Raw genomic sequence first — 19,589 nt, 5'->3', positions numbered from 1 at the left:
GATGCGGCAGTACACACATTGAGCGGAGCGAAGGAGCGATGCGGTGAGCACCGAGGGCAGCACTCCGGGCGGCAGCCCCGAGAAACGGCAGCGGAAGCACTCCCCGCTGGCGGTGGCATCGGTGGCGGCGGCCGTGCTGCTGGCCGGTGGCGGCGGCGCGTACTGGGCGTCCACGGCGTCGCGCGACGGTGACGGCGGGAGCGGCGCGGACGCGAGCGCCGGCAGCGGCTCCCCGCCGCCGCTCGCGCTGGACGGGTACGGGCGCGCGGCCGGCCCCGGCGGGCCGTCCCAGGGGCAGGGCATCGCCGTGGGCGAGCCCGATCCGCACGGCGTGCGCTACCGGGCCGAGGGCAGGCTGCCCGCCGGCCCGCGGACCGCGGCCGTCCACCTGCCCGCGCGCGAGGTGACGCGCGACCGGGTGGCCGCCCTCGCCAAGGCCCTCGACGTCCAGGGCGCCCCGCGGCTGGTCCAGGACACCTGGACGGTCGGCGGCGGCCCGGACGCCGCGGGGCCCACGCTGCAGGTGAGCCGGCAGGGGCCGGGCAGCTGGTCGTACTCGCGCTACGGCGTGCCGGGCGGCACCCACTGCGTGACGCCGCCGTCCCAGGAGGGCTCGAAGGACGCGCCCGCGCCGAAGTGCCCCTCCTTCCGTGACGGCTCCCCGGCCCCGGACCCGGCCGCGGCGCGGCCCGTGCCGGAGGACAAGGCGAAGAACGCCGCCGCGCCCGTGCTCAAGGCACTGGGCCAGGAGGGCGCCCGGACCGATGCGAGCAAGGTCCACGGCGCCGTGAGGGCCGTCACGGCCGATCCCGTGGTGAACGAGCTGCCGACGTACGGCTGGCAGACGAGCCTGCAGATCGGTGCGGACGCGCAGGTCGTCGGCGGCAGCGGCATGCTGGACGTGCCGAAGAAGGACGCGGACTACCCCCTGATCACGGCGGACCGGGCGCTCGGCGAACTGAACAAGGGCGCCGGTACGGGCCGGGTGGGCGTCGGCGGCTGCGCGACGGCGGTCCCGTTCAAGGACCAGGGTGAGGACCCGGAGAAGGAGGGCAGCGGCACGCCGTGCCCGGGCAAGCCGGACGGACCGGAGCCGGTGACGGTGACCGGCGCGGCGTTCGGGCTGTCGGCGCAGTCCGTCTCCGGGCGGCAGGCGCTGGTGCCGTCGTGGCTGTTCACGGCGCGGATGCCGGGCGCCGGCAAGGGTGACACGGTGACGATCGCCCAGCCCGCCGTCGACCCGAAGTACATCGCGCGGCAGGACCGGCCCGGGAGCGGCCGGCCGGACGGCACGCCGACGGCGACCCCGCCGGTCTCCGGACCGTTGCGCGTGGAGTCGTACAGCGCGCGCGACGACGGCCGCACGCTCGTCCTGCACTTCTGGGGCGGGGTGTGCAGCGACTACGCCGCGTCGGCCGAGCAGTCCTCGTCGGCGGTGACGGTGAAGGTCACGGGCACCGAGAAGCAGCCGGGCCGGTACTGCGTGATGATGATCAAGAAGTTCGACACGACGGTCTCGCTGGACGAGCCGCTGGGCGACCGGAAGGTCGTGGACCTGGCGAGCGGCGACGCCGTGCGGCAGCAGGGCAAGTAGCCGGACGGCAGGCAGGGCACGCAAAAGGGCGGCCTCCCCCGAGGGGGCGCCGCCCTTTTCGCGTGTGCGTGCGCCGACGCGTCCGGCGATTTAGCTGAACGAGTCGCCGCAGGCGCAGGAGCCCGTGGCGTTGGGGTTGTCGATCGTGAAGCCCTGCTTCTCGATGGTGTCGACGAAGTCGATGGAGGCGCCGCCCAGGTACGGGGCGCTCATGCGGTCGGTGACGACCTTCACACCGTCGAAGTCCTTGACGACGTCGCCGTCGAGCGAGCGCTCGTCGAAGAAGAGCTGGTAGCGCAGGCCCGAGCAGCCACCGGGCTGGACGGCGACGCGCAGGGCGAGGTCGTCGCGGCCCTCCTGCTCCAGCAGGCTCTTGACCTTCGCGGCAGCGGCGTCGGACAGGAGGATGCCGTCGCTCACCGTGGTCTTCTCGTCCTGAACGGACATCTGCTTCACTCCCGGGTTTGGTGCGGACTGCTTGCCTTCGGCAGCAACCCACGACGTCCCGGATTCATTCCGGGCCTGGCCTGTGTCTTGCGTCTTTCATGCTCGCACACCACCCGCACCGGGGGAATGTGTCACATCGACACGATGGCCATCGTCAAACTGACGTGAAGCAGTTATGATAGATAGCGTCAAATTGACGACAAGGCCGATCGTAGCGGCCGTCCGCAGAACAGAAAGGGTGCGTGTCGTGACCACCGCCCAGCCCTTGGATGTCCAGCCCACCCCCCTCGCCCTCCTGCTGCTCGGACGCGAGTCCGACCCGCGGAGCGAGCGCGGCGTGGAGTGCCCCGGCGACCTGCCGGCGCCGTCCGACCCGGATCTGGTGGAGCGTGCCCGCGCGGCCAAGGCGAAGCTCGGGGACAAGGTCTTCGTGCTCGGCCACCACTACCAGCGCGACGAGGTCATCGAGTTCGCGGACGTCACCGGTGACTCCTTCAAGCTCGCCCGCGACGCGGCCGCCCGCCCGGACGCCGAGTACATCGTCTTCTGCGGCGTGCACTTCATGGCCGAGTCCGCGGACATCCTGACCGGCGACGACCAGCAGGTCGTCCTGCCGGACCTGGCCGCGGGCTGCTCGATGGCCGACATGGCCACCGCCGAGCAGGTCGCCGAGTGCTGGGACGTGCTGACCGAGGCCGGCATAGCCGAGGTGACGGTCCCCGTCTCGTACATGAACTCGTCGGCCGACATCAAGGCGTTCACCGGCAAGCACGGCGGCACCATCTGCACCTCCTCCAACGCCGAGCGCGCCCTGAACTGGGCGTTCGAGCAGGGCGAGAAGGTGCTGTTCCTGCCCGACCAGCACCTGGGCCGCAACACCGCCGTCCGCGACATGGGCATGTCCCTGGAGGACTGCGTCGTCTACAACCCGCACAAGCCGAACGGCGGCCTGACCGCCGAGGAGCTGCGCGGCGCGAAGATGATCCTGTGGCGCGGGCACTGCTCGGTGCACGGCCGCTTCTCGCTCGACTCCGTCAACGACGTGCGCGAGCGCATCCCGGGCGTCAACGTCCTGGTGCACCCCGAGTGCCGGCACGAGGTCGTGGCCGCGGCCGACTACGTGGGCTCGACGGAGTACATCATCAAGACCCTGGAGGCCGCCCCGGCCGGGTCCAAGTGGGCCATCGGCACGGAGCTGAACCTGGTGCGCCGCCTGGCGAACCGGTTCGCCGACCAGGGCAAGGAGATCGTCTTCCTCGACAAGACGGTCTGCTTCTGCTCGACCATGAACCGCATCGACCTGCCCCACCTGGTGTGGGCGCTGGAGTCCCTCGCGGACGGCAAGGTCGTCAACCGCATCGAGGTCGACCCCGAGGTCGCGAGCTTCTCGAAGCTGGCGCTGGAGCGGATGCTCGCCCTGCCGTAGCCGTAGCGGTCGTCGCCGTCCGCGGACGCCGGGCGGGCCGGAGGGATCCGGCCCGCCCGGCGTCCGGCGTGTTCCGTCCGTTCACGGACGGACGGACGGCGGCGGACGGCGCGGGCGGACGTTCGCCGGCCGTACCGGGCCGATGTGCGTCAGTCCGTCCTCGGGCGGACCAGGCCCGACTCGTAGGCGATCACCACCAGCTGGGCCCGGTCCCGCGCGCCCAGTTTCGCCATGGCCCGGTTGACGTGGGTCTTCACGGTCAGCGGGCTGACGGTCAGGCGCTCGCCTATCTCGTCGTTCGACAGCCCGCCCGCCACCTGGACCAGCACCTCCCGCTCGCGCACGGTCAGCGCGTCCAGCCGCACCGGGGCGCCCCCCGGCCGCTGCGGCCCGCGCGCCTCCCCCTGCGCCAGGAACTTCGCGATGAGCCCCTTCGTCGCCGCGGGCGACAGCAGCGCCTCCCCCGCCGCCGCGATCCGGATCGCGGCGAGCAGCTCGTCCGGCTCGGCCCCCTTGCCGAGGAAGCCCGAAGCGCCCGCCTGCAACGACTGGACGACGTACTCGTCGACCTCGAAGGTCGTCAGCATCACCACCCGCACCGCCGCCAGCGCCGGGTCGGAACAGATGGCACGGGTCGCGGCGAGGCCGTCCGTCCCCGGCATCCGGATGTCCATCAGCACCACGTCCGGTGTGTGGAAGCGGGCCAGCGCGACCGCCTCGGCCCCGTCCGCCGCCTCGCCCACCACCCGCATGTCCGGCTCGGAGTCCACCAGCACCTTGAACGCGCTGCGCAGCAGCGCCTGGTCGTCCGCCAGGAGAACGGTGATCGGCTCAGTCATGCGGCCCAGCCTAGGCTCGGCCTCCCCCGCCCCTCATGGCCCGGTACGGGCCTGCAGGGGCAGGACGGCGCGCACCCGGAAGCCGGTCGCGCCCCCCGCGCGCGGGCCCGCCTCGCAGATGCCGCCGAGCGCGACCGCGCGCTCCCGCATGCCGATCAGGCCGTGGCCGCCCCCGGGCTCCGGGGCGGTTGCGGTGACCGGGGCCGCCGTGGGGCGGCCGCCGCCGTCGTCCAGGACGGTCAGGTCCAGGCTGCCGGGCCGGCGCAGCAGGGTCACCTCGGCGCGGGCGCCGGGCCCGGCGTGCTTGTGCACGTTGGTCAGCGCCTCCTGGAGCACCCGGTAGGCGGTCAGGTCGACGGCCCCCGGCAGCGGGCCGATGACGGCCGCGGCGCCGGCCGCGCCCGTGCCGCCGGCGGGGGCGCCGGACAGGGTGGAGGTGGCGGTGACGTCGACGCTCAGTCCCACCCGGGCGAAGCCGTCGACGAGCTGGTCGAGCACGCCGAGGCCGGGCGCCGGCTCGGTGGGGGCCTCGGGATCGCCGTACTGCCGCAGCAGCCCCACGGTGGCGCGCAGCTCCTCCAGCGCCGAGCGGCTGGCCTGGCGCACATGGGCGAGGGCCTGTTTGGCCTGGTCCGGCCGGCTGTCCATGATGTGGGAGGCCACGCCTGCCTGGACGTTGACGAGGGCGATGTGGTGGGCGACGACGTCGTGCAGCTCGCGGGCGATGCGCAGCCGCTCCTCGGCGACGCGGCGCCGGGCCTCCTCCTCGCGCGAGCGCTCGGCGCGCACGGCGCGCTCCTCGACGGCGGCGACGTAGGCGCGGCGGCTGCGGACGGCGTCGCCGGCGGCGCCGGCCATGCCCGTCCAGGCGAACAGGCCGAGGTTCTCCTGGGCGTACCAGGGCGGCGGGCCGAAGAGCATGACGGCGCCGGTGAGCACGGCGACGGTCACGGCGACGATGCGCCAGGCGGTGGGCCGTTCGGTGCGGGCGGCGATGGTGTAGAGGGCCAGTGCGACGCTGGTGGCGATCTGGGTGCGGGGCGGCCCCTCGTCGCAGGCGACGACGGTGGCCACGACCGTCAGGACGCAGGTCAGGGCGAGGACCGTGCGCGGCCGGCGGCGGCGCGCCACGAGGCAGGCGCAGGCGGCCGCCGTGAGCAGGACGTAGGGGAGCCCCGGCGGGCGGCGCTCGGTGTGCGGGCCCAGGTAGGCGCCGACGAGGACGAGCCCGAGGACGAGGACGGCCAGCAGGCTGTCGGCGGCGAGCGGATGGGTGCGCAGCCAGCGGTGCGGGCGGGCGAGGCCCGTGGCGGCGAGGGAGGTCATCGCGGTCCGTTCGGGGGGCGGGCCGTGCGGGCGGGCGGGTGCCGGAGTGCCGGAGGAGCCGGGTCGGGGGCGGGCGCGTCAGCCGGGGATGAGGCCGTCGTCGCCGAGCATCGCGCGCACGTCGGCCAGGGTGGCGTCGGGCGCGGGCAGGATCAGTTCGGAGGGTTCCAGTGCGTCGTCGGGCAGCGGTTCGCCGGTCCGGCGCACGGCGTCGAGCAGGGCGCCGAGGGTGCGGCGGAAGCCGGCCTCGTCGCCGCCCTCGACCTCGGCGAGCAGCTGGTCGTCCAGCGCGTTGAGCTCGGCGAAGTGGCGGTCGGCCACCTTCACCTGGCCCTCCCCCATGATCCGTACGATCATGACGGTCTCCCTTGCCTCAGGGCGTCTGCCACCTATGGGCCGAGTCCGTCGCCGCGCCCGGTGCACCGGGCGCCGGGCGGGTCAGCTCTTGTCGAACCGCGGCTGCTGCTGGGGGCGGTCCTGGCGGTCCTGCCCGGCGGCGCCCCCCTCGATGGCCTGCTGCCGGCCGCTGCCGCCGCCCGCGAGCTCGGCCTTCATCCGCTGCAGCTCCAGCTCGACGTCCGAGCCGCTGGAAAGGCGGTCCAGCTCGGCGGTGATGTCGTCCTTGGCCGTGCCGGTCGGGTCGTCGAGCGCGCCGGAGGCGAGCAGCTCGTCGATGGCGCCGGCGCGGGCCTGCATCTGGGCGGTCTTGTCCTCGGCGCGCTGGATGGCCATGCCGACGTCGCCCATCTCCTCGGAGATGCCGGAGAACGCCTCGCCGATCCGGGTCTGGGCCTGAGCGGCGGTGTAGGTGGCCTTGATGGTCTCCTTCTTCGTGCGGAAGGCGTCCACCTTGGCCTGCAGGCGCTGGGAGGCGAGGGTGAGCTTCTCCTCCTCGCCCTGAAGGGTCTGGTGCTGCGTCTCCAGGTCGCTGACCTGCTGCTGGAGCGCGGCGCGGCGGGTGAGCGCCTCGCGCGCCAGGTCCTCGCGGCCGAGCGCGAGCGCCTTGCGGCCCTGCTCCTCCAGCTTGGTCGACTGGCCCTGCAGCTGGTTGAGCTGGAGCTCCAGGCGCTTGCGGGACGTCGCGACGTCCGCGACGCCGCGCCGCACCTTCTGCAGCAGCTCCAGCTGCTTCTGGTACGAGTAGTCGAGGGTCTCGCGCGGATCCTCGGCCCGGTCCAGGGCCTTGTTGGCCTTCGCGCGGAAGATCATCCCCATCCGCTTCATGACACCGCTCATGGGCCTCGCGCGCCCCCTTCTGACCGAACTGATCGGGCTTAGGCTCCAGCACATCTTTCAGAACCCACAGTACGGGCCCTGCTTCCATTACCGCACTGTTCGGACCCGGATGCGCTCCTCCTGCAGGACGATCGGAAGGGCGCCCCTCTCCGGCGCAAGGAGTAGATGCGGAACCGGGGAAGTCTCCGGGGAGGGTGCGGGCCGGCCAGGGGCGCGCGGGCGCACGCCGTTGCCGGATCGTGCCCCGAAGGGCTGGGGCAGCGCCGCCGGACCCCGTACCCTTGGGTTCCGTGTTCCGAAGCCGTACGAAAGCGCAGGCCGCACCCACCGAGGTGACTGCGGACCAGCCCAAGCAGCCCCGTGACCCGCAGGCCCCGAAGGGCCGCCCCACCCCCAAGCGCAGCGAGGCCGCCGCGCAGCGCCGCTCCCTGGCGCAGACGCCCGCCAACCGCAAGGACGCCGCCAAGCGGCAGCGCGAGGCGCGCCGCGCGGACCTGGCCAAGCAGCGCGAAGCGCTGGCCAGCGGGGACGAGCGGTACCTGCCGGCCCGTGACAAGGGTCCGGTGCGCTCCTTCGCCCGCGACTTCGTCGACGCGCGGTACTCGGTGGCGGAGTTCTTCCTGCCGCTGGCCCTCGTCATCCTCGTCCTGAGCATGATCAACCAGGGCAAGTTCCAGTCCTACGTGCTGCTGGCGTGGCTGGTCGTGATCCTCCTGATCGTGATCAACTCCGTGATCACCGGCATCACCCTCAAGCGTGCCCTCAAGCAGCGCTTCCCGGACGAGCCCACGCGCGGCGCGGTGCCGTACGCCCTGATGCGCACGCTGCAGATGCGCCGGCTGCGCCTCCCCAAGCCGAAGGTCAAGCGCGGGGAACGGCCCTGAGCGCCCCCGCCCCCGGCGGGAGCGCCCCCGGGGCGTTCCCGGGTTTCGGCGGCGGCGCCGAGGGGTGGCTGAGCGGGCTCGGCGGCTTGCGGAACACCGTCCGCCAGGAGCTGGTCGCCCGCCAGGTCGACGAGCAGATATCCGCCCGCTTCCCCGTCGGGCGGCGGCTGCGGGTGCTGGACGTGGGCCCCGGCCAGGGGACGCAGGCGCTGCGCCTGGCCCGGGCCGGTCACGAGGTCACCGGCCTGGAGTCCGACCCCCGGATGGTCGGGGCGCTGCGCGCGGCGCTGGCCGCCGAGCCCGAGGGCATCCGGGAGCGGGTGCGGATCATCGAGGGCGACGGCCGTGACACCGGCGCGCACTTCCTGCCCGGGACCTTCGACATCGTGCTCTGCCACGGCGTGCTCATGTACGTGCCGGAGCCGGACCCGATGCTCGCAGGCCTGGCCCGGGTGCTCGCCCCCGGCGGCGTGCTGTCGCTGCTCGTGCGCAACGCGGACGCGCTGGCCATGCGGCCGGGGCTGTCCGGCGACTGGGGCACCGCGCTGGCCGCGTTCGATTCGCCCGCCTACACCAACCGCATCGGCCTGCAGGTGCGCGCGGACCGGCTGGAGGCGCTGACGGCGACGCTGGCCGGGATCGGCGCGCCGCTGCAGACCTGGTACGGGGTGCGGGTCTTCACCGACCTGGCGGCCGACGGGCAGCCGGCCCCGGCCGGCGAGGAGCTGCGGCGGCTGCTGGCCGCCGAGGAGCGGGCGGGACGCACGGACCCCTACCGTGCGGTGGCGGCGCTGCTGCACCTGTGCGGGGTCCGGGGCGGCTGAGGCCGGCCTGCGGGGCTGTGCCCCGACCCCCTTACGTCCTTCTTTCGTTCTCGAACGCCGGGCGGGCCGGCTTCCGGCCCGCCCGGCGTTCGAGCCGCGCCCCGGACCTGGTCAGCTCTCCGCCGCCTCGTGGAGGCTCATCGGCGACCCGTAGATCTCCGTGTCGTCCTCGAAGAGGCGGACCTGATCGACGCCGCCGTCCAGCAGGGCCCGCCATTCCTCGCCGATCCAGGACTCCGCGTCGCCCTGCGTCGTGAACTCCTCCGGCTCCACCGGCGGGACCGTCTCCGTACCGTCGGTCTTCTCGAACCGCCACGTCCACGCCATGTCCGCCTCCTGGGGCTCCGGGAACTCTGCCGTCGCAGCCTAACGGCCCCCGGTCACGGGCAGTAGTGAACGATCGCGCCGGAGGTGAGCCGGACGAGAAAGGGTGAGCCCCGCGCGCCCGCCGTGCACGGACGCGAGACGATCAGGACGTGGAACTGACTCTCCTCGGCACCGGAGCCCCCGACGGGCTGCCGCGCCCCGGCTGCCCCTGCGCCGTCTGCGCCTGTGCCGTGGGCGCCGCGGCGCGGGCGGCGACCGCCCTGCTCGTCGACGGCGCCCTGCTGCTCGACCTGACCCCCGGTCCGGCGTTCGCCGCCGCCCGCGCGGGCCGTTCGATCACGGGGGTGCGCCAGGTGCTGCTCTCGCACCCGCACGACGGGCCCGCCGTGGAGTTCCCGGCGGGGCTGCCCGCGCCGGGGCGGGTGCCGGACGGGCGCGAGCTGTCGGTGATCAGCGGTCACAAGGTGCGGGCGCTGGCGCTGGACGCGCCGGGCACGGGCTACGAGGTGACGTCCCCCGACGGGGAGCGGCTGCTGTACCTGCCGCCGGGCGCGGGCCCGGCAGGGCTGTCCGCGCTGCCCGGCCCGTACGCCATGGTGCTGCTCGACGTGCTCGGCCGGCCCGACGCGCTGGCCCGGCTGCGGGAGTCCGGTGCGGTGGGGCCGACGACGGACGTCGTGGCGGTGCACGTGGACCACGACGTGCCGCCCGGGCCGGAGCTGCACCGCCGGCTGGCGGCGGCGGGGGCGCGCGCGGTGCCGGACGGCACGACGCTGACCGTCGGCGACTACCACGAGGTGCCGGACGTGCCGCGGCGGACGCTGGTGGTGGGCGGGGCCCGCTCGGGCAAGTCGGTGGAGGCGGAGCGGCGCCTGGAGTCCTTCCCGGACGTCCTCTACGTCGCCACGAGCGGGACGCGCGAGGGCGACCCGGACTGGGCGGACCGCGTGAGCCGGCACCGCGAGCGGCGGCCGGGCTCCTGGCGCACGGTCGAGACCTGCGACCTGGTCCCGCTGCTGGTGCAGGAGGGCCCGCCGCTGCTGATCGACTGTCTGGCGCTGTGGCTGACCGACGCGATGGACGCGGTCGGCGCGTGGGACGACGACCGGTGGGCGGAGGGCGGCGCCAAGGCCCTGGCCGAGCGGGTGGCGGAGCTGGTCGCGGCGGTGCGGGCGACGACGCGCACGGTGGTCGTGGTGAGCAACGAGGTCGGCTCCGGGGTCGTCCCGGCCACCGCGTCGGGCCGCCGCTTCCGCGACGAACTGGGCCGTCTGAACGCGGCGGTGGGAGACGAGTGCGAGCACGTCCTGCTGGTGGTGGCGGGTCAGGCGCTGCCGCTGCGCGGCTGAGCCCGGCGGTGCGGGAGCGGGCGCAGCCCGAATGGGACGGCCCGCCACGGGTAGTGTGTCGCGGATGAGCGGTCTGAATCTTGATGACTTCGCCACGCTGATCGAGCGGCCGGACTCCGGTGTCCGGCGGGACGCGGAGGAGCGGCGCGAGCGGCTCGGTCCCCCTTCCGGGGCGCTCGGGCGGCTGGACGAGCTCGCCGAGTGGCTCGCGGCAGCCCAGGGCGCCGTTCCGGTGAAGCCGATAGAGCGGCCCAGGATGCTGGTCTTCGCGGGCGACCACGGCGTCGCGGCCCTGGAGGTGTCGGGTGGGCCCAAGGGCGGCGCCCGGGAGCTCGTACGGGCCACCCTCGACGGGGAGAGCGCGGGGGCGATCCTGGCACGGCGGTTCGGGGCCGAGCTGCGCGTGGTCGACATGGCGGTGGACTGCGACCCGGGCGAGCTGCCCGCGGACGTCACCCGGTACCGGGTGCGGCGCGGTTCGGGCCGGCTCGACATCGAGGACGCGCTGACCGCCGAGGAGGCCGAGCAGGCGTTCCGGGCCGGGATGGCCGTCGCCGACGAGGAGGCGGACTCCGGCACCGACCTGGTCGTCCTGGGCGACCTGAGCGTCGGCGGCACCACGGCCGCGGGGACGCTGGTGGGCGCGCTGTGCGGCACCGACGCGTCCGTGGTCACCGGCCGCGGCGGCTTCGGCATCGACGACCTGGCCTGGATGCGCAAGTGCGCGGCCATCCGCGACGCGCTGCGCCGGGCCCGTCCGGTCCTCGGCGACCAGCTGGCGCTGCTGGCCGCGGTGGGCGGCGCGGACCTGACGGCGATGACCGGTTTCCTGCTGCAGAGCGCGGTGCGCCGCACCCCGGTGATCCTCGACGGCGTGGTCTCGGCGGCGTGCGCGCTGGTCGCCCAGCGGGTGGCGTTCCGGGCCCCCGACTGGTGGCTGGCCGGGCAGGCGAGCGGCGACCCGGCGCAGGCGAAGGCACTCGACCGGATGGCGCTCAACCCTCTGCTCGACCACGGCGTCACAGTGGGCGAGGGGACGGGGTCTCTGCTCGCCCTGCCTTTGGTGCAGGCGGCCGCGGCCCTGGCGGCGGAGCTCCCCGAGCGCTCCTGACGAGGACGGCCGGCAGGCCCGTACGCGGCGCGAGCGCCCGGAACCCGCTGCACCGGGCCCCGAGGATCACTTTCATGGGAGAAGTCCGCTTGACTCCGGATGAGGGCGCTCGCACGAGCACCTGGCAACGGCGCTCCGCGTCGTTCGCGGTGTGGTACCTGCGTGCCGTTACGTTCGTCAATCTGCTCGGCGCGGTCTGGGTGTCCTTCGGCTCGGACATCCGGCGGCACAACGTCGAGGAGTACTTCACCCCGTACCTGCTCACGGCCGGCTTCGCGCCGGCGGTGGTGTCGGCGTTCATGGCGATCACCCTGCGCCGGCGCAAGCGGGCCGCCTGGATCCTCAACCTGGTGCTGGCCGGGCTGCTCCTGCTGCTGCTGGCGTTCGTGATGTTCTTCCCGGAGTTCCGCCGGCACGCCCTGAACTGGTTCTCGCTGGTCGGCACCGCCGCGTTCGTCCTGGCGCTGGTGGCCGGCCGCCGCGAGTTCTACGCCAAGGGCGACCGCTCCAACCCCAAGCTGGCCACGGCCGTCGCGGCCGGCGGCCTGCTGGTGACCTCGCTGATCGCCGCCGGGCTGGTGACGGTCACCAACGAGGCCACCGACGAGCAGCGCTCGACCTTCCTCGACCGCTGGCACTACGGCGTGATGCGGCTGATCTCGATCGCCGCCGACGACTCCCGCTACGCGGGCATCGCCCCGCCCGGCTGGGTCGACGTCACCATCAACGTGATGAGCGCGGCCCTGCTGATCCTCGTGGCGTTCGCCGCCTTCCGCTCCCGCCGCGCCGCCGACCCGCTCACCGCCGAGGACGAGACGAAGCTGCGCGAGCTGCTCGACAAGTGGGGCGACCGCGACTCGCTCGGTTACTTCGCCCTGCGCCGCGAGAAGAGCGTCATCTGGTCGCCCTCCGGCAAGGCCGCGGTCACCTACCGGGCCCTCGGCGGCGTCTCGCTGGCCTCCGGCGACCCCATCGGCGACCCCGAGGCGTGGCCCGGCGCCATCGAGCCCTGGCTGGCCGAGGCGCGCGAGCACGGCTGGATCCCCGCCGTGATGGGCGCGAGCGAGGAGGCCGGCACGATCTACGCGCGGCACGGCATGGACGCCCTGGAGCTGGGCGACGAGGCGATCGTGGACACCGCCGAGTTCACCCTCGAAGGCCGCGCCATGCGCACGGTGCGCCAGGCGTACAACCGGGTCAAGCGTGCCGGCTACACCGTCCGCATCCGGCGGCACGAGGACATCCCCGAGGAGGAGATGGCCGAGCTGCTGCGCCGCGCCGACGACTGGCGCGACGGGGCGACCGAGCGCGGCTTCTCCATGGCCCTGGGCCGTCTGGGCGACCCGGACGACGGCCGCTGCGTGATGCTGGAGTGCTCCGACGGCGAAGGGGAGCTGCGCGCCCTGCTGAGCTTCGTGCCGTGGGGGCCCAAGGGGCTGTCGCTCGACCTGATGCGCCGTGACCGCGACTCCGAGAACGGCCTCATGGAGTTCATGGTCATCGAGCTGCTGCAGCAGGCGAAGAGCCTCGGCATCACCCAGGTGTCGCTGAACTTCGCGATGTTCCGGTCCGTCTTCGAGCGCGGCTCCCGGCTCGGCGCCGGCCCGGTGCTGCGGGTGTGGCGCTCGCTGCTCAGCTTCTTCTCCCGCTGGTGGCAGATCGAATCGCTCTACCGAGCAAATGCGAAATACCGCCCCATCTGGGAACCTCGTTTCATGCTCTTCGAGAAGAGCAGTGACCTGCTGCGGATCGGTATCGCCAGCGCCCGCGCCGAGGGCTTCCTGGAGGCCCCCGGCCTGCCCAAGTGGCTCAACCGCAAGCACTTGGAGAGCCGGCGATGAACCGCGCGGCGCTGCTCCGCGCCGCGCGCACCGAATGGGGTCCCCTGTATGCGGCCGTGTGGGGGACGTTCGCCCGCAAGCGGCTGCGGGCCATCCCGATGACGCTCTCGGCCGTGGCCCTCACCGCCGTCTTCCAGATCGTCCAGAACCAGCCCTGGGGCTTCGGGCCCGTCCAGCGGCTGGGCTGCGTCCAGGCGCAACTGCCCTGGTGGCTGGCGCTGCTGCGGACCCCGCTGTCACTGTTCGTGCCCGCCCTGGACCTGCCCGTCTGGGGGGCCCTGGCACAGGTCCTGATCGTCTTCGGCATCGCCGAGGCCGCCCTGGGCATGGGGCGCACCCTGGCCGTCGCCTACCTGGCGACCCTCGCGGGGACGATGTACGCCCGGCTGGCCATCGCCATCGGGCCCGGCTCGGTCCTCGGGCTGCCGCCCGAGGCCGCCACGGTCGTCGACACCGGCCCGTCGGCGGCGGTCGTCGGCCTGGCGGTCTACGTCTCCTGGCGCTACCGGGCCTGGCTGACCTGCGCCGTGGTGGTGCTGGCCATGATCGGCGAGGTGCTGCTCAAGCCCAATCTGGCGGGCAAGGAGCACATCGCCGCCGTCGTGGCCCTGCTCGTCGCGTGCGGCGTGGACGAGCTGCGCCGGCGCCGCAAGCCCCGCAGCGACGCCCACCGCGAGGATCAGCGGTCCGGGGCACCCGCCAGCAGGTCGTGAACCCGGTTGCGCACCGCCGCCCAGCGCGCGTCGTGGCGGTAGGCGCGCACCCGCGCCCGGCGGCGGGCCCTTGGCCGGCGCCGGTAGAAGCGCCGCGCCCACGGTGAGCCGGGCCGGGCCAGCCGCACCGCTCCCACGATCGCCACGAACGGCACCACCGCCCCGATCAGGGCGATCCGCGGCTTGCCCTTGGCGAGGGCGAACAGCGCGATCAGGAAGTTGCCGAGGACGTTCACCACCACGATGCCGCGGTCGTGCATCTCCTGCGGGGTCAGCTCGTTCACCCCGAACGGAAGGAACCCGGCGAGGACCAGCGTCACCAGAGCCGCCGTCAGCACCACGATCTCGACGCTCTTGCGGCCCTGCTCGGTCCAGTACACGTCGTCCAGGTGCAGGACGAGCGCGAACTCGTCGAGCACCAGCCCCGCCCCCATGCCGAACAGCACGGCGACGGCGGCGGCACCGAAGCCGTGGCGGCCCGAGGAGACCGAGCCGAAGCCGCCGATCACCATGAGCACCACGCCGGGCACCACATGGTGGACGTGCATACCGCCGGGTTTGATGTTGCGGAAGGGGCCCTTGCCGGCGCGGATCAGCCGGGTGATGACCCGGGTCACCAGGAACGTCAGGACGAACGCCGCCAGCGCCAGCAGCAGCGGCAGCTTGCCCGGCTCGACGACGTTGCGTGTCAGCCAGTGACCCATGTGACTCCCGCTCCCGCATTGCGCCTACCGGCCAAAATACTGCCCGGGAGGGCCGGGATACCCTGCCCGCGATGACCGACACGACCTCCCCCCGGCCCACCCCCGGCGACGCCCTGCGCTTCGCCTTCGGCACCCTCACCGTCCTGCCCGTGACGCTGACCCGCTGGGACCGGCCGGCCGCGCGCGGCGGGATGCTGGCGGCGCCGCTCGCCGGGCTCGTCGTGGGCGGCTGCGCGGCCGCGGCCGGCGCGCTGTTCTGGCTGCTGGGCTCCGGCCCCCTGCTCGCCGCGGTGGTCACCGCCGCGGTGCCCGCGGTCCTCACCCGGGGACTGCACCTGGACGGCCTGGCGGACGTGGCCGACGGGCTGGGCAGCGGCAAGCCCGCCGAGGACGCGCTGCGCATCATGAAGCAGTCCGACATCGGGCCCTTCGGCGTCATCACCCTCCTGCTGACCCTGCTCGGCCAGGTCGCCGCGCTCGACCGGCTCTACGCCGCCGGATGGACGCACGGCGCCCTCGCCGCGGCCGTCGCCGCCCTCGCCGCGCGCTGCGCCCTGACCCTCGCCTCCCGCGCCGGCGTCCCCGCCGCCCGCCCCGAGGGGCTGGGTGCGGCGGTCGCGGGCGTCGTCCCCGTACGGGCCGCACTGGCGGTGGCCACCGCGGGCACCCTCGCCGCGGCCGGTGCCGCGGCCCCGGCGGGGCCGTACGCGGCGGTGCACACGGGCCTGGCCGTGCTGCTGGCGCTGGCCGGCGCGGAGGTGCTGCTGCGGCACTGCCGACGCCGCTTCGGCGGGGTCACCGGTGACGTGTTCGGCGCCCTCGCGGAGACCGCGGCGACCGTCGCCCTGCTGACCGCGGCCCTGGGCTGACACGACGCGCGGGGATACGCTCGCACATGCCCAAAGGCCCGATACCGGGCGGCACCAGCGTGACGCATACGATGCGCAGGGTGCGGCCGGCCCACCAGCCCCGGCCGAAAATTCAACGGAAGTAGGGACACCCACCACCGTGACTGCTCTGACTCTCAGCACTTCCAGCGCTGCGACGCTGCGCGCGGACGCCCTTGTCATCGGTGTGGCGAAGGGCCCGAAGGGCCCCGTCGTCGCGCCCGGCGCCGAAGCCGTGGACAAGGCGTTCGACGGCAAGCTGGCCACCGTCCTGGAGACCCTCGGCGCCTCGGGCGGCGAGGGCGAGGTGACCAAGCTGCCCTCCCCCGCCGGCCTCAAGGCCCCGGTCGTGGTGGCGGTCGGCCTGGGTGAGCTGCCGGCGAAGGGCGACGGCTTCGACGAGGAGGCGCTGCGCCGCGCCGCCGGCTGCGCCGCCCGCGCGCTGACCGGCGCGAAGAAGGCCGCGTTCGCCCTGCCCGTCGAGGACGCCGGGTCCGCTGCGGCCATCGGTGAGGGCGCGCTGCTGGGTGCGTACTCCTTCAAGGCCCGCAGCAACGGCGGTGCGAAGAAGGACGACAAGGGTGCCCCGCTGGGCGAGGTCGCGATCCTGGGCGGCAAGCCGCGCGACAAGGCGTTCAAGGCCGCCGCCGAGCGTGCCCTCGCCGTGGCCGCCGAGGTCAACCGCGCCCGCGACCTGGTCAACCTCCCCTCCAACGACCTGAACCCCAAGTCGTTCGCCGCCCAGGTGCAGGCCGCGGCCAAGGAGTTCGGCCTGAAGTTCGAGGTGCTGGACGAGAAGGCGCTGGTCAAGGGCGGCTACGGCGGTCTGATGGGCGTCGGCCAGGGCTCGGTGAACCCGCCGCGGCTGGTGCGCATCGGCTACACCCACCCCAAGGCGGAGAAGACCCTCGCCCTGGTCGGCAAGGGCATCACCTACGACTCGGGCGGCATCTCCCTGAAGCCGGCCGGCCACAACGAGACCATGAAGTGCGACATGGCCGGCGCCGCCGCCGTGTTCGCCGCGGTCGTGGCCGTCGCCAAGCTCGGCCTGCAGGTCAACGTCACCGGCTGGCTGGCCCTTGCGGAGAACATGCCCTCCGGCAACGCCACCCGTCCGGGCGACGTGCTGACGATGTACAGCGGCAAGACGGTCGAGGTGCTGAACACCGACGCCGAGGGCCGCCTGGTCCTGGCCGACGCGCTGACCCGCGCCTCGGAGGAGAACCCGGACGCCATCGTCGACGTCGCCACCCTGACGGGCGCCATGGTCCTGGCCCTCGGCGACCGGATGTTCGGCGTCATGGCCAACGACGACGCGTTCCGCACCGCCCTGTACGAGATCGCCGAGGAGGTCGGCGAGCAGGCGTGGCCGATGCCGCTCCCCGCCGAGCTGCGCAAGTCCATGGACTCCCCCGTGGCCGACATGGCCAACATGGGTGAGCGCATGGGCGGCGGACTGGTGGCCGGACTCTTCCTGCAGGAGTTCGTGGGCGAGGGCATCGCCTGGGCGCACCTGGACATCGCCGGCCCCGCCTTCCACGAGAAGGCCCCCTACGGCTACACCCCGAAGGGTGGCACCGGCTCCTCGGTCCGCACCCTGGTCCGGCTGGCGGAGCGCACCGCCGACGGCGACCTGGGCTGAGCGGGCGGCGGCGCCGTACGGCCCCGGGGAATGGTCCGGGGCCGGACGGTGTTGGCTCGTTTGCTCTGAGCGAAAACGCACTTTTCTACGCAGTAGTAACCCTAAAAGGTGACGCATCAGTCGTCCCGCTCCCCGGGCCCGGCGTCCCGCCGTCCGTCAACAAGTGCGAAGATGTTGTCTCGGCAGGACAGGGCCCACCCATCACAGGGCCGAAGCAAAGCGGCCGTACGACAGCCGCCGGCCGGTCACCGACGACCGTCCGGCGCACCCATGCATGGAGGACGTGACGTGGCGAACGACGCCAGCACCGTTTTCGACCTAGTGATCCTCGGAGGCGGTAGCGGCGGTTACGCCGCTGCCCTGCGCGGAGCGCAGCTGGGTCTCGACGTCGCCCTGATCGAGAAGGACAAGCTGGGCGGCACCTGCCTGCACCGCGGCTGCATCCCCACCAAGGCTCTGCTGCACGCCGGCGAGATCGCCGACCAGGCCCGCGAGGCCGAGCAGTTCGGTGTCAAGGCGTCCCTGGAGGGCATCGACATCGCCGGCGTCCACAAGTACAAGGACGACGTGATCTCGGGCCTGTACAAGGGCCTGCAGGGCCTGGTCGCCTCCCGCAAGGTCACCTACGTGACCGGTGAGGGCCGCCTGTCCTCCCCGACCTCCGTCGAGGTCAACGGCCAGACCTACACGGGCCGCCACGTCCTGCTGGCCACCGGCTCCGTGCCGAAGTCGCTGCCGGGCCTGACCATCGACGGCGACCGCGTCATCTCCTCCGACCACGCGCTGGTCCTGGACCGCGTGCCGAAGTCCGCGATCGTGCTGGGCGGCGGCGTCATCGGCGTCGAGTTCGCCTCCGCGTGGAAGTCCTTCGGCGTGGACGTCACCATCGTCGAGGCGCTCCCCCACCTCGTCCCGGTCGAGGACGAGAACAGCTCCAAGCTGCTGGAGCGCGCCTTCCGCAAGCGCGGCATCAACTTCTCCCTCGGTTCCCGCTTCTCGGGCGTGGAGTACACGGCCGACGGCGTGAAGGTCTCGCTGGAGAACGGCAAGACCTTCGAGGCCGAGCTGCTGCTCGTCGCCGTGGGCCGCGGCCCGGTCTCCCAGGGCCTGGGCTACGAGGAGGCCGGCGTCGCGATGGACCGCGGCTACGTCCTCGTCGACGAGTACATGCAGACCAACGTGCCGACCATCTCGGCCGTCGGTGACCTCGTCCCGACCCTCCAGCTCGCGCACGTCGGCTTCGCCGAGGGCATCCTGGTGGCAGAGCGGCTGGCCGGTCTCAAGCCCGTGCCGGTCGACTACGACGGCGTGCCGCGCGTCACGTACTGCCACCCCGAGGTCGCTTCGGTCGGCATCACCGAGGCGAAGGCCAAGGAGCTGTACGGCGCCGACAAGGTCGTCGCTCTGAAGTACAACCTCGCGGGCAACGGCAAGAGCAAGATCCTGAAGACCGCGGGCGAGATCAAGCTCGTCCAGGTGCGGGACGGTGCCGTCGTCGGCGTCCACATGGTCGGCGACCGTATGGGTGAGCAGGTCGGCGAAGCCCAGCTGATCTACAACTGGGAGGCCCTGCCCGCCGAGGTCGCGCAGCTCATCCACGCGCACCCGACGCAGAACGAGGCTCTGGGCGAGGCCCACCTGGCCCTGGCCGGCAAGCCGCTGCACTCGCACGACTGAGTCCCGAGCGCACCACCATCCGCACTACTCGTAAGGAGCAACCGCAATCATGGCGGTTTCCGTAACCCTGCCGGCGCTCGGCGAGAGCGTGACCGAGGGCACCGTCACCCGTTGGCTCAAGGCCGAGGGTGAGCGCGTGGAGGCCGACGAGCCGCTGCTCGAAGTCTCCACCGACAAGGTCGACACCGAGATCCCGGCCCCCGCGGCCGGCATCCTCGCCTCCATCAAGGTGGCCGAGGACGAGACGGTCGAGGTCGGCGCCGAGCTGGCCGTCATCGACGACGGCACCGGCGCCCCGGCCGCCGCCCCGGCTCCGGCCGCGGCCGCTGCCGAGGCCCCCGCCGCCGAGCCCGCCCCGGCCCCCGTGGCCGAGGCCCCCGCCGCTCCGGCTCCGGCCGCCGCCGAGGCCCCGGCCGCTCCGGCCGCCGGTGCCGCCGAGGGCACCGACGTGGTCCTGCCCGCGCTGGGCGAGTCGGTCACCGAGGGCACCGTCACCCGCTGGCTCAAGGAGGTCGGCGAGACGGTCGAGGCCGACGAGCCGCTGCTTGAGGTCTCCACCGACAAGGTCGACACCGAGATCCCCGCCCCGGCCTCCGGCACCCTGCTGGAGATCCTGGTCGGCGAGGACGAGACGGCCGAGGTCGGCGCCAAGCTCGCCGTCATCGGCGTCGCGGGTGCCGCTCCGGCCGCCGCCCCGGCTCCGGCCGCCCCGGCCGCTGCTCCGGCCCCGGCCGCCCCGGCTCCGGCCCCCGCCGCTCCGGC

At 73.7% G+C, this 19,589-nt stretch carries 19 protein-coding genes; 12 read left to right on the top strand and 7 right to left on the bottom strand.

The genetic code is table 11. The features are described from left to right. Positions 1–43 precede the first annotated feature (43 nt). Positions 44–1,594, top strand: a complete 1,551-nt coding sequence (locus LE181_RS19775; RefSeq protein ID WP_225662641.1) for a hypothetical protein — start codon at positions 44–46, stop codon at positions 1,592–1,594. A 90-nt stretch (positions 1,595–1,684) separates the two neighbouring features. Here the strand turns inward: LE181_RS19775 and erpA are convergent, their stop codons facing one another. Then, positions 1,685–2,041, bottom strand: coding sequence for an iron-sulfur cluster insertion protein ErpA (gene erpA, locus LE181_RS19770; protein ID WP_004946545.1), 357 nt, complete (start codon positions 2,039–2,041; stop codon positions 1,685–1,687). Positions 2,042–2,279: 238 nt separating this feature from the next. On the opposite strand from erpA, the gene nadA reads away from it, so the two are divergent. After that, positions 2,280–3,467 carry a quinolinate synthase NadA gene (gene nadA, locus LE181_RS19765; RefSeq protein ID WP_372458421.1) on the top strand — a complete coding sequence of 396 codons (1,188 nt, stop codon included), beginning with the start codon at positions 2,280–2,282 and terminating at the stop codon, positions 3,465–3,467. 149 nt (positions 3,468–3,616) lie between these two features. On the opposite strand, the gene LE181_RS19760 is transcribed toward nadA, so the two are convergent. From LE181_RS19760 to LE181_RS19745, 4 genes are all read right to left on the bottom strand, one after another. Next, a complete protein-coding gene (locus LE181_RS19760) occupies positions 3,617–4,306 on the bottom strand; it encodes a response regulator (protein ID WP_225662639.1) in 690 nt (229 codons plus the stop codon). 33 nt (positions 4,307–4,339) lie between these two features. Further along, the gene (locus LE181_RS19755) at positions 4,340–5,632 is read right to left on the bottom strand and encodes a sensor histidine kinase (protein ID WP_225662638.1); all 1,293 of its coding nucleotides are present in this window, start codon (positions 5,630–5,632) and stop codon (positions 4,340–4,342) included. A gap of 78 nt (positions 5,633–5,710) precedes the next feature. After that, positions 5,711–5,989: a PspA-associated protein PspAA gene (gene pspAA, locus LE181_RS19750; RefSeq protein WP_225662637.1), complete on the bottom strand. Its 279-nt coding sequence runs from the start codon at positions 5,987–5,989 to the stop codon at positions 5,711–5,713. An 81-nt stretch (positions 5,990–6,070) separates the two neighbouring features. Continuing rightward, positions 6,071–6,868: a PspA/IM30 family protein gene (locus tag LE181_RS19745; RefSeq protein ID WP_225662636.1), complete on the bottom strand. Its 798-nt coding sequence runs from the start codon at positions 6,866–6,868 to the stop codon at positions 6,071–6,073. Positions 6,869–7,158: 290 nt separating this feature from the next. On the opposite strand from LE181_RS19745, the gene LE181_RS19740 reads away from it, so the two are divergent. Continuing rightward, the gene (locus LE181_RS19740) at positions 7,159–7,752 is read left to right on the top strand and encodes a DUF3043 domain-containing protein (RefSeq protein WP_372458419.1); all 594 of its coding nucleotides are present in this window, start codon (positions 7,159–7,161) and stop codon (positions 7,750–7,752) included. An 86-nt stretch (positions 7,753–7,838) separates the two neighbouring features. Next, positions 7,839–8,576 carry a class I SAM-dependent methyltransferase gene (locus LE181_RS19735; RefSeq protein ID WP_225662635.1) on the top strand — a complete coding sequence of 246 codons (738 nt, stop codon included), beginning with the start codon at positions 7,839–7,841 and terminating at the stop codon, positions 8,574–8,576. A 111-nt stretch (positions 8,577–8,687) separates the two neighbouring features. Here the strand turns inward: LE181_RS19735 and LE181_RS19730 are convergent, their stop codons facing one another. Then, a complete protein-coding gene (locus tag LE181_RS19730; protein WP_225662634.1) occupies positions 8,688–8,903 on the bottom strand; it encodes a hypothetical protein in 216 nt (71 codons plus the stop codon). 149 nt (positions 8,904–9,052) lie between these two features. Between LE181_RS19730 and LE181_RS19725 the strand changes: the two genes are divergently transcribed. From LE181_RS19725 to LE181_RS19710, 4 genes are all read left to right on the top strand, one after another. After that, on the top strand, positions 9,053–10,252 hold the full coding sequence (locus LE181_RS19725; protein WP_225662633.1) for a bifunctional adenosylcobinamide kinase/adenosylcobinamide-phosphate guanylyltransferase: 1,200 nt from the start codon (positions 9,053–9,055) through the stop codon (positions 10,250–10,252). Positions 10,253–10,316: 64 nt separating this feature from the next. Further along, positions 10,317–11,363, top strand: coding sequence for a nicotinate-nucleotide--dimethylbenzimidazole phosphoribosyltransferase (gene cobT, locus LE181_RS19720; protein WP_225662632.1), 1,047 nt, complete (start codon positions 10,317–10,319; stop codon positions 11,361–11,363). A gap of 74 nt (positions 11,364–11,437) precedes the next feature. Next, on the top strand, positions 11,438–13,204 hold the full coding sequence (locus LE181_RS19715) for a phosphatidylglycerol lysyltransferase domain-containing protein (protein WP_225662631.1): 1,767 nt from the start codon (positions 11,438–11,440) through the stop codon (positions 13,202–13,204). Next, complete coding sequence (locus LE181_RS19710) at positions 13,201–13,917, top strand: hypothetical protein (RefSeq protein ID WP_225662630.1); 717 nt, start codon at positions 13,201–13,203, stop codon at positions 13,915–13,917. The genes LE181_RS19715 and LE181_RS19710 overlap by 4 nt, the downstream gene beginning before the upstream one ends. Here LE181_RS19710 and LE181_RS19705 read toward each other — a convergent pair. Next, a complete protein-coding gene (locus LE181_RS19705; RefSeq protein ID WP_225662629.1) occupies positions 13,884–14,621 on the bottom strand; it encodes a hypothetical protein in 738 nt (245 codons plus the stop codon). The genes LE181_RS19710 and LE181_RS19705 overlap by 34 nt on opposite strands. A 71-nt stretch (positions 14,622–14,692) precedes the next feature. On the opposite strand from LE181_RS19705, the gene LE181_RS19700 reads away from it, so the two are divergent. The 4 genes from LE181_RS19700 to LE181_RS19685 all read left to right on the top strand — a co-directional run. After that, the gene (locus LE181_RS19700) at positions 14,693–15,490 is read left to right on the top strand and encodes an adenosylcobinamide-GDP ribazoletransferase (RefSeq protein ID WP_225662628.1); all 798 of its coding nucleotides are present in this window, start codon (positions 14,693–14,695) and stop codon (positions 15,488–15,490) included. 139 nt (positions 15,491–15,629) lie between these two features. Continuing rightward, the gene (locus LE181_RS19695; protein WP_225662627.1) at positions 15,630–17,150 is read left to right on the top strand and encodes a leucyl aminopeptidase; all 1,521 of its coding nucleotides are present in this window, start codon (positions 15,630–15,632) and stop codon (positions 17,148–17,150) included. 288 nt (positions 17,151–17,438) lie between these two features. After that, positions 17,439–18,827 (top strand): dihydrolipoyl dehydrogenase, encoded by a 1,389-nt coding sequence (gene lpdA / locus LE181_RS19690; RefSeq protein WP_071963506.1) that lies wholly within the window; start codon positions 17,439–17,441, stop codon positions 18,825–18,827. A gap of 49 nt (positions 18,828–18,876) precedes the next feature. Next, a partial coding sequence (locus tag LE181_RS19685) for a biotin/lipoyl-containing protein (protein ID WP_308103162.1) occupies positions 18,877–19,589 on the top strand: 713 nt, incomplete at its 3' end.

The organism is Streptomyces sichuanensis (assembly GCF_020328095.1).
Classification (GTDB): domain Bacteria; phylum Actinomycetota; class Actinomycetes; order Streptomycetales; family Streptomycetaceae; genus Streptomyces; species Streptomyces cinnamoneus.
The sequence above is the reverse complement of the archived record's forward strand: the minus strand, read 5'-3'. Positions and strand labels throughout refer to the sequence as shown.